The sequence below is a fragment of the Nocardia sp. NPDC058519 genome, assembly GCF_042719755.1.
In the GTDB taxonomy this organism is placed as follows: domain Bacteria; phylum Actinomycetota; class Actinomycetes; order Mycobacteriales; family Mycobacteriaceae; genus Nocardia.
Map to the genome: position 1 here is coordinate 1 of NZ_JBHXNK010000042.1, position 12,023 is coordinate 12,023.

13 protein-coding genes are annotated in these 12,023 nt (G+C 67.9%); 9 read left to right on the plus strand and 4 right to left on the minus strand.

Features of this window, described 5'->3' with window-relative positions:
- The first annotated feature begins 208 nt into the window (after positions 1–208).
- The 6 genes from alr (at position 209) to tsaD (ending at position 5,244) form a co-directional block, all read left to right on the plus strand.
- A complete protein-coding gene (gene alr, locus ACFWPK_RS31280) occupies positions 209–1,345 on the plus strand; it encodes an alanine racemase (protein ID WP_378921989.1) in 1,137 nt (378 codons plus the stop codon).
- Complete coding sequence (locus ACFWPK_RS31285; RefSeq protein WP_378921909.1) at positions 1,342–2,415, plus strand: alpha/beta fold hydrolase; 1,074 nt, start codon at positions 1,342–1,344, stop codon at positions 2,413–2,415. Before alr ends, ACFWPK_RS31285 begins: the two co-directional genes overlap by 4 nt.
- Entirely contained in the window at positions 2,408–2,863 is a 456-nt protein-coding gene (gene tsaE / locus ACFWPK_RS31290) for a tRNA (adenosine(37)-N6)-threonylcarbamoyltransferase complex ATPase subunit type 1 TsaE (RefSeq protein ID WP_378921911.1), read from the plus strand. Before ACFWPK_RS31285 ends, tsaE begins: the two co-directional genes overlap by 8 nt.
- Before the next feature lie 65 nt (positions 2,864–2,928).
- Positions 2,929–3,621 carry a tRNA (adenosine(37)-N6)-threonylcarbamoyltransferase complex dimerization subunit type 1 TsaB gene (tsaB, locus tag ACFWPK_RS31295; protein WP_378921912.1) on the plus strand — a complete coding sequence of 231 codons (693 nt, stop codon included), beginning with the start codon at positions 2,929–2,931 and terminating at the stop codon, positions 3,619–3,621.
- A gap of 29 nt (positions 3,622–3,650) precedes the next feature.
- Positions 3,651–4,145 (plus strand): ribosomal protein S18-alanine N-acetyltransferase, encoded by a 495-nt coding sequence (rimI, locus tag ACFWPK_RS31300; protein ID WP_056819219.1) that lies wholly within the window; start codon positions 3,651–3,653, stop codon positions 4,143–4,145.
- A gap of 52 nt (positions 4,146–4,197) precedes the next feature.
- Entirely contained in the window at positions 4,198–5,244 is a 1,047-nt protein-coding gene (gene tsaD / locus ACFWPK_RS31305) for a tRNA (adenosine(37)-N6)-threonylcarbamoyltransferase complex transferase subunit TsaD (protein ID WP_378921914.1), read from the plus strand.
- A 25-nt stretch (positions 5,245–5,269) separates the two neighbouring features.
- Here the strand turns inward: tsaD and ACFWPK_RS31310 are convergent, their stop codons facing one another.
- Complete coding sequence (locus ACFWPK_RS31310) at positions 5,270–6,697, minus strand: Hsp70 family protein (protein WP_378921916.1); 1,428 nt, start codon at positions 6,695–6,697, stop codon at positions 5,270–5,272.
- A 366-nt stretch (positions 6,698–7,063) separates the two neighbouring features.
- On the opposite strand from ACFWPK_RS31310, the gene groES reads away from it, so the two are divergent.
- Positions 7,064–7,363 carry a co-chaperone GroES gene (gene groES, locus ACFWPK_RS31315; protein ID WP_056818214.1) on the plus strand — a complete coding sequence of 100 codons (300 nt, stop codon included), beginning with the start codon at positions 7,064–7,066 and terminating at the stop codon, positions 7,361–7,363.
- 83 nt (positions 7,364–7,446) lie between these two features.
- Positions 7,447–9,057, plus strand: a complete 1,611-nt coding sequence (gene groL / locus ACFWPK_RS31320) for a chaperonin GroEL (protein WP_378921918.1) — start codon at positions 7,447–7,449, stop codon at positions 9,055–9,057.
- A gap of 59 nt (positions 9,058–9,116) precedes the next feature.
- On the opposite strand, the gene ACFWPK_RS31325 is transcribed toward groL, so the two are convergent.
- The 3 genes from ACFWPK_RS31325 to ACFWPK_RS31335 all read right to left on the minus strand — a co-directional run bounded on the left by ACFWPK_RS31325 (position 9,117) and on the right by ACFWPK_RS31335 (position 10,428).
- The gene (locus ACFWPK_RS31325; RefSeq protein WP_378921919.1) at positions 9,117–9,368 is read right to left on the minus strand and encodes a hypothetical protein; all 252 of its coding nucleotides are present in this window, start codon (positions 9,366–9,368) and stop codon (positions 9,117–9,119) included.
- Between the two features lies 1 nt (position 9,369).
- Complete coding sequence (locus tag ACFWPK_RS31330; protein WP_378921921.1) at positions 9,370–9,987, minus strand: sigma-70 family RNA polymerase sigma factor; 618 nt, start codon at positions 9,985–9,987, stop codon at positions 9,370–9,372.
- A gap of 147 nt (positions 9,988–10,134) precedes the next feature.
- Positions 10,135–10,428: a WhiB family transcriptional regulator gene (locus ACFWPK_RS31335; RefSeq protein WP_022567299.1), complete on the minus strand. Its 294-nt coding sequence runs from the start codon at positions 10,426–10,428 to the stop codon at positions 10,135–10,137.
- Positions 10,429–11,049: 621 nt separating this feature from the next.
- On the opposite strand from ACFWPK_RS31335, the gene ACFWPK_RS31340 reads away from it, so the two are divergent.
- Positions 11,050–11,883: a hypothetical protein gene (locus tag ACFWPK_RS31340; RefSeq protein WP_378921922.1), complete on the plus strand. Its 834-nt coding sequence runs from the start codon at positions 11,050–11,052 to the stop codon at positions 11,881–11,883.
- The last annotated feature ends 140 nt before the right edge of the window (positions 11,884–12,023 follow it).

The following is a 12,023-nucleotide window of genomic DNA, read 5'->3' on the forward strand; positions in this document are numbered from 1 at the left end:
TCTTCTTGGCCGTCCCTCCCTTGGGGTGGGTTGTGGGGGGGTTGGGTGTGCGGTCATGGCGGATTTGGGGCGGGCGTTGTGGTTGGGGGTGCGGGGGTTGGGAGTGCGGTCATGGCGGATTTGGGGCGGGCGTTGTGGTTGGGGGTGCGGGTGGTGGCGGGGTTCGGGGGATAGCCCGCGTGATTTCTTTGGAGGTGGTCCTGCCAGGATTGGGGGTGTGAATGCGCAAGTGGAGACTGTTGTCGACTTGGATGCTATTGCTCACAATGTGCGGGTGTTGCGGGAGTACGCGCAGGGGGCCGCTGTGATGGTGGTGGTCAAGGCTGACGGGTACAACCATGGTGCGGTGGAGGTGGCTCGGGCGGCGTTGGGGGCGGGGGCTCGGGAGTTGGGGGTGACCACGGTTGCCGAGGGGCTGGCGTTGCGGGCGGCTGGGATTACCGCGCCTGTTCTTTGTTGGCTCAATACTGTTGATGCTGATTACGCGGCGGCTGTCGCGGGGGATATCGAGATCGGGGTGTCTTCGCTGGCGCAGTTGCGGGCCGTGGAGCGGGCCGCGCTGGTGGTGGGGCAGACGGCGACGGTGACGTTGAAGGTTGATACGGGGCTCAATCGCAACGGGGTGTCGGGGACGGAGTATCCGCAGGTCTTGCGGGCTTTGCGGGGGCTCGTCGACGGGCAGGTGGTGCGGTTTCGGGCGATCTTCTCCCACCTCGCGCATGCCGATGAGCCGGGGCACCCGATGCTGGACCGGCAGCGGGAACGGTTTGTCGAGGCGATCGCGCTGGCCAAGGAGCACGGGCTCGAACCCGAGCTGGTGCATCTGTCGAATTCGGCGGCCACGTTGACCAGGCCTGATCTGCATTTCGACATGGTTCGGCCCGGTATCTCGGTGTACGGGCTCTCGCCCATCCCCGAGCTCGGACAATTCGGGTTGAAGCCCGCGATGACGTTCCAAGCGGAGGTCGCGCTGGTGAAACAAGTGTCGGCGGGGGAGGGCGTGTCGTACGGGCATCGGTGGGTCGCACCGCGCGATACGACGATCGCCCTGGTGCCCGCGGGGTATGCCGACGGTGTATTCCGGTCGCTGAGTGGCCGTTTCGAGGTGTGGTTGGGCGGGGCACGACACCGTAATGTCGGGCGGGTGTGCATGGACCAGTTCATGGTTGACCTCGGCGACAACGCGGGCGGCGTACGGGAGGGCGACCGTGCGGTGCTGTTCGGCGGCGGCGCGGGACAGCCACACGCGCTCGACTGGGCGCGGGCGCTGGACACCATCGACTACGAGGTCGTCTGCGCACCGCGGGGTCGTACGGTCCGCCGCTACGTGGGGACCGGCCGATGACCCGGCGCTCGGTGATCCGCGGCGGCCTAGCGACCGCGGGGCTGCTCGCGGGGCTCGCCATCGCCCATACCTTGCGCCAGATCGGCGCGCGGGTGATCTGGCCTGCCGAACGCGACGAATATCGCGAGGAGAACTTCGCCCTGATCGACGAGGACGAACCGGGGGTGGTGCTCGCCGACGACGGTGTGTCGCTGGCCACCCGCACCTTCGGTGACGATTCCGCCGAGGTCACGATCGTTTTCGTGCACGGATTCTGCAACAGCATGGAGTCCTTCCACTTCCAGCGCCGCGATCTCGCGCAGCAGTGGGGGTCGCGGCTGCGGATGGTCTTCTTCGATCTGCGCGGACACGGACGCTCCGGCTCGCCGAGCACCGAGAGCTGCACGGTCGCCCAGCTCGGCCGCGACCTCGCAGGTGTCATCCGCGAGTGCGCGCCGACCGGGCCGGTGGTGCTGGTCGGGCATTCGCTCGGTGGGATGGCGGTGCTCGCGGCCGCCGCGCAGTTCCCCGAGCTGTTCGCGTCGCGGGTGCGCGCGGTCGGGCTGCTGAGCACCGCGGCCGCGGAGGTGACCTCGACCGGGATCTCGCAACTGATCCGGCATCCCGCGGTCGACGGGTTCCGGCTGGCGGCGCGAACGGCGCCGACGCTGGTGCAGTTCAGCCGCAGCGCGAGCAAGCAGGTGGTGACGCCGATCCTGCACGTCAGCTCGTTCCACGGCCCGGTGAGCCCGACCCTGTCGCGATTCACCACGATGATGATCGACCGCACACCGGTCGGCACCATCGAAAAGTTCCTGAAAGCGATTGAGCTGCACGATGAATCGGCCGCATTGCCGGTCTTGAGCGAACTGCCGGTACTGATTCTCGGCGGCGCGCACGATGTGGTGATCCCCTTCCGCAACTCCCGCGCACTGGCGGCGGAACTGCCGGGCAGCGAGCTGGTCCGGGTGCGTGAGGCGGCGCACATGCCGCACCTGCAGTTCCCGGAGGTGAGCCTGGCCGCACTCGACCGGCTGCTGGCGCGCGCGGGGATCATCGGCACACGCGGCGAGGAGGCCGTCGGTGGCTGACCCGCACCAGCGCGTCCTCGACACGGTCGAGGACACCGAAGCGTTCGGCCGCGAACTGGCGGCCACCCTGCGACCGGGTGATCTGGTCGTTCTCGACGGCCCGCTCGGCGCCGGGAAAACCGCGCTCACCAGGGGAATCGCCGCCGGACTCGGTGTCGCGGGGCGGGTCAGCTCGCCGACGTTCATCATCGCGCGAGCGCACAAGGCCGGGGTGCGCCCGGACGGCACGCCCGGGGTGGCGATGGTTCATGTCGACGCCTATCGCCTCGCGGGCGACCTCGACGAACTGGACTCGCTCGACCTCGACACCGACCTGCATCACGCGGTCGTCGTCGTGGAATGGGGCAGGGGGGTCGTCGAACACCTCGCCGACCGGCATCTGCGAGTGCAACTCGCCCGGGAGCCGGAATCCGATGTGCGCACGGCGATCTGGGAATGGATCGAATAACGCGCGATCACCCGCGCACCGGTGCGCGCCGAGCGCCGATACCACCCGGTATTGTTGAGACAATCATGCTCGTACTAGCAGTCGACACCGCGACACCCGCCGTTACAGCGGGATTGGTGCACCTGTCACCTGCCGGTGAACCCGGCACCCGGCCCGCCGTGGCGACGCTCGCTGCCCGCGTGAAGGTCGATGCCCGCGCGCACGCCGAGGTTCTCACCCCGCAGATCCTGGAGTGTCTGGCCGAGGCGGGGGTGCGCCGCGACGAGCTCGACGCGGTCGTCGTCGGGCTCGGACCGGGACCGTTCACCGGGCTACGCGTGGGAATGGCCACCGCGGCCGCTTTCGGTGACGCGCTCGGGTTACCCGTGCACGGGGTGTGCAGTCTCGACGCGATCGCCGCCGACACCCTCGGTGAGAAGCGCGATCCCGGCGAACTGCTGGTGGTCACCGACGCGCGCAGGCGTGAGGTGTACTGGGCCAAGTATCTGAACGGGGTGCGAGTCGCCGGTCCCGAGGTGAACAAGGCTGCCGACGTGCCGGTCGGTGAGGCCGCGGTGATCGCCGGGTCGGCCGCGCATGTCGACTATTTCGATCTACCGGTGCTGCCGAGCGAGACGCCGTCGCCTGCCGGGCTGGTCATCGTCGCCGCGCCCGCGCTACTGGCCGGAGACGTGCCGGCGGCGCTGGTGCCGTTGTATCTGCGTAGGCCCGATGCGGTGGAGAACAGCTTCCGCACCCTCGACCGGACCGGGGCGTGAGTGCCGTGACCGAGTACCTGATCGCTCCCATGACGCTGCCCGATATCGACCGCTGCGTCGAACTGGAGCACCTGCTGTTTCCCGAGGACGACCCGTGGCAGGCGGTGTCGTTCCGGTCCGAGCTGGCCGGTGGGCACAATCGCTACATCACCGCGCGCGATGCCGACGGGATGATGGTCGGCTACGCGGGCATCGCGCTGCTCGGTGACGACGCCCATCCCGAGGCCGAGGTGCACACGATCGGCGTCGACCCGCAATGTCATCGGGGCGGTATCGGCACGCTGCTGCTCGAAGCGTTGCTGGCCACCGCGGCCGAACGTGGTGGGCCGGTGTTTCTCGAGGTGCGCACCGACAACGCACCCGCCATCGCGATGTACGCCAAGCACGGTTTTCACATCATCGGGTTGCGCAAGAACTACTACCACCCCAGCGGTGCCGACGCTTATACGATGCGGCGCCCGGAACTGACCGCCGCGGCCGATGAATGGGCCGCTCGGGGTCGGCAGGACGAGGTGTTGTCGTGATCGTCGCCGGATTCGACCGGGCGGCGGGCGACCAGCGGAACGAGGCATTGTCGTGATCGTCATGGGGATCGAAAGCTCGTGCGACGAAACGGGAGTCGGCATCGTGCGCCGGCATTCCGATGGCTCCGTCGAGCTACTCGCCGATGAGGTCGCCTCGAGCGTCGACCAGCACGCGCGCTTCGGGGGCGTGGTGCCCGAGATCGCCTCGCGCGCCCATCTCGAGGCGATCGTGCCCGCGATGCGCCGGGCGCTGGCGACCGCGGGAATCAGCAAGCCCGACGCGCTCGCCGTCACCATCGGGCCGGGGCTGGCCGGTGCGCTGCTGGTGGGAGTGGCCGCGGCCAAGGCCTATGCGGCGGCGTGGGATGTGCCGTTCTACGCGCTCAACCACCTCGGCGGGCATGTGGCGGTCGATACGCTCGAGCACGGGCCGATGCCGCCCGCGGTGGCGCTGCTCGTTTCCGGTGGGCACACGCATCTGCTGCAGGTCACGGATCTGGGTGAGCCGATCACCGAACTCGGCAGCACCGTCGACGATGCCGCGGGGGAGGCGTTCGACAAGGTCGCGCGGCTGCTCGGTCTCGGCTATCCCGGCGGGCCCGCCCTCGACGCTGCCGCCACCTCGGGTGACGCGCGGGCGATCGCCTTTCCTCGTGGCATGACCGGGCCACGCGACGCGCGCTATGACTTCTCGTTCTCCGGCCTCAAGACCGCAGTAGCCCGCTATGTCGAGGCCGCGCAGCGTCAGGGCATCACGCCCGACCAGCTGCCGATTCCCGATATCGCCGCGTCCTTTCAGGAGGCGGTCGCCGATGTGCTCACGATGAAGGCCGTGCGCGCGGCCACCGATATCGGTGTCGACACGATTGTGCTCGGCGGCGGTGCCACCGCCAACTCGCGCATTCGATCGCTCGCCGAAGAGCGTTGCGCTGCCGCGGGTTTGACGCTTCGCGTGCCGAAGCCGCGGCTGTGCACGGACAACGGTGTGATGATCGCGGCGCTGGGTGCGCATGTGATCGCGGCGGGTGCGCAACCCGCCGCTCTGACTGTCGCGACGGATCCGGGGCTGCCGGTTTCTGTGAGCGCTCTGCGGGGATAGCGCCGCAACCCAGGCCGACAGCGAGCTACTCGCTGAATACCCGGAGCGCCGGAACGGAGTTGGGGGTGGAGGGGCGTTGTGGCCTGCCGCCGCCGGAGGAGCCGCTGTCCACGGTGCCGAGGGGGGACTCGGGGTAGGGGATCTGCGGGAGATTCGGGTCGGGACGCAGGGTGGGAGCCGTTGTCGCGTTCGGCGCCGACGGGTTGGGGGCGTTCGTGGTCGGCGCCCCGTTGGTGACCGCGGGGGTTGCTTCGATGGCGGGTGGGGCGTTGGTGGTGCCCGTGCGCTCGGTGCTCTGACGATTGGCGGGGGTGGGTGCCGGGGAGGGCACCAACGGTAAGGGGGATTGACGCACGGTGCTGCTAGTACCGGCCGGAGTGACATCGGGGGTATCGGGCGTGACGGCTTGCACGCCGTAGCCGATCACCAGACCGACCACCACCACCGCGCCCACGAGGGTGCCGACGACCTTGACGAAGGTGCCACTCGGTGCGTCGGTGGCCGCGCCGCCGGACAGTCCGGACGGTGCCGCGGCATCGGCGACCAGCGCGGCACCCTTGGCGATCACCGCCTCCGGGTCGGGCACGGTGAGCACGGGCACGTCGAGGCGCGAGTCGAGAATGTCGATGACGCAAGGGATATTGGCGCACCCGCCGATCACGGCGACCGCGTCGGGGTACTTCGGCGCACGGGTGAACACCGACGCCGAGAACAGCGCGATATTGCGCAGCAGGCCGCCGATGAGCTCCTCGAAATCGGGGCGGGTGAGCTCGAGCCCTTGCCCCGCGACGTGATCGACGGTGACCACGGGTGCCAGCGACAGGTGTTCCTTGGCGGCGCGGCCGCGATTGGTCAGCGTGGTGCGGTTGGGCCTGGTGCCGCGACGGGCGTAGTGCAGGTCCACCAGGTGGTGGTAGATCAGCTCGTCGATCGCGTTGCCGCTCAGCGTCGGCGTCCGTTCGCTGTGCAGGACCACGTTCTCGGTGTAATCGGCGACGGTGACGGTGAGTCCGGTTGCGCCCAGGTCGATCACGGCGACGGTGGCGTAGCGGTCGAGCAGTCCGGTGTGGCGCAGGTAGGCCAGGGCGGCCGCGCCCTCGGTGACCAACCGCAGATCACGGTGGCGGGCGCAGGCGGCCCGAATGGCCTGTGCCTGTTCCTTGTTGCGGTAGGCGACGGCGACGCTGGTCGGTGGCCGCGAACGGGCCGACTCGGCGCGACGGCCGCCGCCGGAATAGCGCCCGAGCGGTTCGCCTACCATCACGGCCTGGGAAACCGGTAACTGGATGGTCATCAATTCGATCGAGGACGCCACGAGATCGCCGAGGTCGGAATGTGCCTCATCGGCGGAAACTACGCGGTAGTCGAAAGTCTGCTCGCCCGCGGGCCCCGTAGCGACCAGTGCCGAGCACACCACCTCGTTCCCGGCCGAGATGCCGAGGGATGTTCGCATGTTCACCTCCCTTCAAGCTGATGGTGCTCTCCGAGCGGATGGCGCCTTCCTGTGCTATGTCACAGCCTGTTATGCGAACGTTACAGATTGTGGCAGGCGATGTGAAGATCACTGGCCAGTGTGGGCGTGTCGAGAATGCGACATCGGCAGAACCCGACCTTGAGTGCTGGCACTCTCGCGTATAGAGTGCTAGTCGGCACGTACTAGTTGGGCACTGTGTAGCTGTACTTGTGCCAAGTCGACTTCTGGGCTTCGGCTCCGGCACCCGCGACGACGGGGCTGTGCGCAGGGTCGCGAGCTGACCGAAACCGGTCCGGGACACCAGTTCCGGACAACCGAATTTCCCCTGAAAGTGGAGGGCTCAACGTGGCGAGCGTGAACATCAAGCCGCTCGAGGACAAGATCCTCGTCCAGGCCAACGAGGCCGAGACGACGACGGCCTCCGGCCTGGTCATCCCGGACACGGCCAAGGAGAAGCCGCAGGAGGGCACCGTCATTGCCGTCGGAGCGGGCCGCGTCACCGATAAGGGTGACCGCATCCCGGTCGACGTCAAGGAAGGCGACGTCGTCATCTACAGCAAGTACGGCGGCACCGAGATCAAGTACCAGGGTGGGGAATACCTCATCCTCTCGGCGCGCGACATCCTGGCCGTCGTCACCAAGTAAGGCCAACGCCGCATCAGCGTTCCGCCCCGGCGTCTTCACAGGCCCGGGGCGGATTGCGTTCACGAACAGGAGTTGAATCCTCTATGCCCAAGCAGATCGAGTTCGACGAAAAGGCTCGCCGGGCTCTGGAACGCGGTGTCGACAAGCTGGCCGACGCCGTCAAGGTGACCCTCGGCCCCCGCGGCCGGCATGTGGTGCTGGCCAAGGCTTTCGGTGGCCCGACCGTCACCAACGACGGTGTCACCATCGCGCGTGAGATCGACCTCGAGGACCCCTTCGAGAACCTCGGCGCACAGCTCGTCAAGAGCGTCGCCACCAAGACCAACGACGTCGCGGGCGACGGTACGACCACCGCCACCGTGCTGGCTCAGGCCTTCGTGCGCGGCGGCCTGAAGAACGTCGCCGCGGGCGCCAACCCGATCACCCTCGGCCAGGGCATCGCCGCTGCCGCCGAGAAGGTGTCGGAGGTGCTGCTCGCGCTGGCCACCCCCGTCTCCGGCGAGAAGGCCATCGCCCAGGTCGCCACCGTTTCCTCGCGTGACGAGGAAATCGGCGAGATGGTCGGCAAGGCCCTCACCACGGTCGGCAAGGACGGCGTCGTGACCGTCGAGGAGTCCTCGACCACGAACACCGAACTCGTCATCACCGAGGGTGTGCAGTTCGACAAGGGCTACCTCTCGCCCTACTTCCAGACCGATCCCGAGACCCAGCAGGCCGTGCTCGAGGATGCCTACATCCTGCTGCACCGCGACAAGATCAGCTCGCTGCCCGATCTGCTGCCGCTGCTCGAGAAGATCGCCGAGTCCGGCAAGGCCGTGCTGATCGTGGCCGAGGACGTCGACGGCGAAGCGCTGTCCACCCTGGTGGTCAACTCGATCCGCAAGACCATCAAGGCCGTCGCGGTCAAGGCACCGTTCTTCGGTGACCGTCGCAAGGCGTTCCTCGACGACCTGGCCGTCGTCACCGGTGGCACCGTGATCAACCCCGATCTCGGCGTCACCCTGCGCGAGGCCACCATCGAGCAGCTGGGTCAGGCGCGTCGCGTCGTCGTCACCAAGGACGAGACCGTGCTGATCGACGGCGGGGGCTCCGACGAGGACATCAAGGGCCGCAGCGCGCAGCTGCGTCGCGAGATCGAGGCCTCGGACTCCGACTGGGATCGCGAGAAGCTCGAAGAGCGTCTGGCGAAGCTGGCCGGTGGCGTCGCGGTGATCAAGGTCGGCGCTGCCACCGAGACCGCGCTCAAGGAGCGCAAGTACCGTGTCGACGACGCGGTCGCCGCCGCCAAGGCCGCGGTAGAGGAGGGCATCGTCCCCGGTGGTGGTTCGGCACTCGTTATCGCCGCTGCCGCGCTGGTCGAGCTGCGTGACTCGTTCTCCGGCGACAAGGCTGTGGGTGTCGAGGTGGTTCGCAAGGGCCTCGAGGCGCCGCTGTACTGGATCGCCAGCAACGCCGGTCTCGACGGTGCAGTTGTCGTCGCCAAGGTCTCCGAGGGCAAGGAAGGCTTCAACGCCGCCACCCTGACCTACGGCGACCTGCTCGCCGACGGTGTCGTCGACCCGGTCAAGGTGACCCGCTCCGCCGTGGTGAACGCCGCCTCGGTCGCGCGGATGATCCTGACCACCGAGAGCGCCATCGTGGAGAAGCCGGCCGAGGCCGACGACGACCACGGGCATCACGGTCACTCGCACTGAGCGATGAACAACGAAGGCCCCCGGATCGCGAGCGCGATCTGGGGGCCTTTCGTTGTCCGCTAGCTGGCTACCGGCGGATCTTCGGCATCGAGCGCGGCCAGTAAACGGTCACGCAGCGACGGAGGCGGTGGGGTGGGGGTTGCGGACGCGAGTTCGGCGAGCACTGCGCGGGTACAGCGAAGCTCTCGCAGGAACTCGGTACACAGGGTTGGGTCTTCGGTATCGATGATGGTCTGGATCGCGTGATGGTCTTCGTCGTCGATCAATCCGAGCGCGACGGTGTGCGCGAGATCGATCTGGGCTTCGTTCATCTCACGTCACCCCCAAACTTTTCTTCAGTCGTGTCAATCCGTCCCGAATTCGGGACTTAACGGTCGGTAACCCGATGCCGAGGTATTGAGCTACCTCCGCGTAGGTCCGCCCGCCGTAGTAGGCGAGCGAGATCGCCTCGCGCTGGGTCTCGGTGAGGGTCGAGAGTCCGCGCTGGACGGCCTGTTGTTCTAGTCTGCGTTCCACCTCCTCGGTGACCTCGTCGAATTCGTGGCCGAGCACCCGGATCCCGTACGCGACCTCGCGCTGGGTGTGGGCTTGCTCGGCGCGAACCCGGTCGACCGCGCGCCGGTGTGCCAGCGTCATCAGCCAGGTCACCGCCGACCCCTTGGCGGGGTCGAAACTCGTGGCGGTACGCCAGATCTGGAGATAGACCTCCTGAGTGGTCTCCTCCGCGTACCCGGGGTCGTGGAGCACCCGCAGGACCAGGCCGAAAACGCGCGCAGACGTTCGGTCGTACAGCTCGGCAAAGGCCTGCTGGTCGGACAGACCGCATCGTTCCAGCAGTGCAGCTAGCTCGACTCCTTCGGCCGCGCGTGCGGTAACCGCAGAATCCACGCTCGGTGGAAAGGCTTCGCTTCGGAACCCATTCTGTGTCATCGGTCACGAATCTAGCCCGCGGCTATGACCTCCCCGCGACCGGGGGTGTCTTTATTCGGGTGCCAGCTGTTTGCTAGGGATTCGGCGCGCCACGGTCAGCGGATTGGAACAGATTTGCCAACCCCGGCAGACGGGCTCGGTGGGGTCTCAGACGGCCATCCGGCGCCGGTTGCGACGGGCGTGCATCTCGCGTTCGGTCTCGGACATGCCACCCCAGATGCCGTAGGGCTCGCTGACTTTGAGGGCATGGGTCCGGCACTGCATGAGGACGGGGCAGGCCCGGCAGATCTCCTTGGCGCGCATCTCGCGTGCCGTGCGGGCACGGCCGCGTTCGCCGTCGGGGTGGAAGAAGACCGCGGAGTCCTGACCGCGGCACGAGCCACGCATCTGCCAGTCCCAGACATCGGCGTTCGGTCCGGGGAGGTGGGTGGGCATGGGCATGGGAACTCCTTGAGGCGCGAGCTCGTCGGCGTTGTCGAGCGAGTGGTGCGGCAGGTCTTCGCGCCACCCGATGATGGGTGGCCGGCTCGACGGTGCCTGACGGTGCCGCTCGGAGGTCGCTGCGATTTCGCGCGGCGCCAACCGTGGCGATGAGCTACGTTAGGTGCAGGCGGGAATTTCCGTCAATAGTTCGGCGCATGAGTTCAGTAAATCTGCAACGCTGAAATTTAACCTACTCACTATTTACATTTCACACCCGATCCCTCCATACTGTTTGGTTGGCTATGGATCGGGTGTCTTCCTGTCTCTCCTGCGCCCTCGATTTTCCCAGGTCGCGCCGGTCGGGGCCGGGTTCGCGCCGGCGGCGCTCCTCGTGCGCGAGTGTGTTGGATCACAGCGGTCCCCGCGGGTGGACTGCGTATAGATGGCGTAAACGGGGCGCGAAGGTTAATTGCGCGGAACGCATGTGAATTCGAGACTTTGCGGTAGCGGCATCGGGGAGCGGAGATTTACCTGATGGCAACATCGGCACTCGAGGGAAATGCTGTTTGTTTGCTGGATAGGCGTTCGGGCGTCATAACACGCGAACCTCCCCGGACCGGTGGCGGCTAGAGTCTCGTCGTGCAGACAAAGGCCTCACCCGCGGATATCGGTTCCGAAATACTCGTTTCGACTGCCTTCGGCCCCACTCCAGGCCTGGCCGCTGCGGAGTTGCCGGAGCCCGCGGACCCCTTGTCGCGGTGGTACCGCGCGGTCGCGCTCGGCGGGCAGGGCCGCTACGCCGCCGCCCGTGCTGACCTGCTGGTATTGGCTCGAACCGTGACGGATCCCGGCCTGAAATCCCTCGTCGAGAGCACCCGGGGATCGCTGCTGCGCCAGCTCGGCGACCACGCGGCGGCGGCAGCGTTCGACGGCCGCGCCGCGACGATCGCACTCGGCGCCACCGGGGCGGCCCGCGCCGAGGCACTCGCCGACGCGTATACGGGCCTGGCCGCCGACGCGCTGGGCACCGGCCGACTCCGCCTTGCCCACAAACTGCTCGGCCGCGTGCGGTCACTGCTCGCCGACGCGCCCCCGCGAGCGGAGGTGCGCTGGCATTGGGTGCGCGCCGAGACCGCGCTCGCCGGCGGCGAAGCGAGCGCAGCGCTGCGCGAGGCGGTCGCGGCCGCCGACCTCGCCGCGGCGCTGCACTCGGTACGCCACCAGGTGAAATCGGCACTGCTCGTCGCGGCCGCGACCGCAGCGACCGGTGCCATCGCCGAGTCCGCGGAACTGGCAGACCGGGTCGACGCGCGCTGCCGCGAAAACGGCCTTCTGCCACTGCGCTGGGCCACCGCGATGCTGCGCTCGGGAGTCGCCGCACCGCCACACGCGCGCGCCGCGGCGAACGAAGCCGCAGATCATGGCGCCCGTCTACGGGCCTTGGGTGGCGACATCGCCCCGCTGGGTGCGTGATTCGCTGCGGATGATCTTCCTGAGAGGTCCGTTAGAAGCGACCACGCCCGCTGGCGGCCGATCCGGGGGTCGCTATTGTTAGTCCGTTCCGCCTTTTCGGTGGAAGCTCGGTCACATTCGACCGCGCCACTCGTAACGCC

What these genes read in the sequence shown, in the direction of transcription:
- ACFWPK_RS31285 (WP_378921909.1), top strand. Translation starts at nt 1,342, where the DNA reads ATGACCCGGCGCTCGGTGATCCGCGGCGGCCTAGCGACCGCGGGGCTG.
- tsaB (WP_378921912.1), top strand. Translation starts at nt 2,929, where the DNA reads ATGCTCGTACTAGCAGTCGACACCGCGACACCCGCCGTTACAGCGGGA.
- rimI (WP_056819219.1), top strand. Translation starts at nt 3,651, where the DNA reads ATGACGCTGCCCGATATCGACCGCTGCGTCGAACTGGAGCACCTGCTG.
- ACFWPK_RS31310 (WP_378921916.1), bottom strand. Translation starts at nt 6,697, where the DNA reads ATGCGAACATCCCTCGGCATCTCGGCCGGGAACGAGGTGGTGTGCTCG.
- groL (WP_378921918.1), top strand. Translation starts at nt 7,447, where the DNA reads ATGCCCAAGCAGATCGAGTTCGACGAAAAGGCTCGCCGGGCTCTGGAA.
- ACFWPK_RS31325 (WP_378921919.1), bottom strand. Translation starts at nt 9,368, where the DNA reads ATGAACGAAGCCCAGATCGATCTCGCGCACACCGTCGCGCTCGGATTG.
- ACFWPK_RS31330 (WP_378921921.1), bottom strand. Translation starts at nt 9,987, where the DNA reads ATGACACAGAATGGGTTCCGAAGCGAAGCCTTTCCACCGAGCGTGGAT.
- ACFWPK_RS31335 (WP_022567299.1), bottom strand. Translation starts at nt 10,428, where the DNA reads ATGCCCATGCCCACCCACCTCCCCGGACCGAACGCCGATGTCTGGGAC.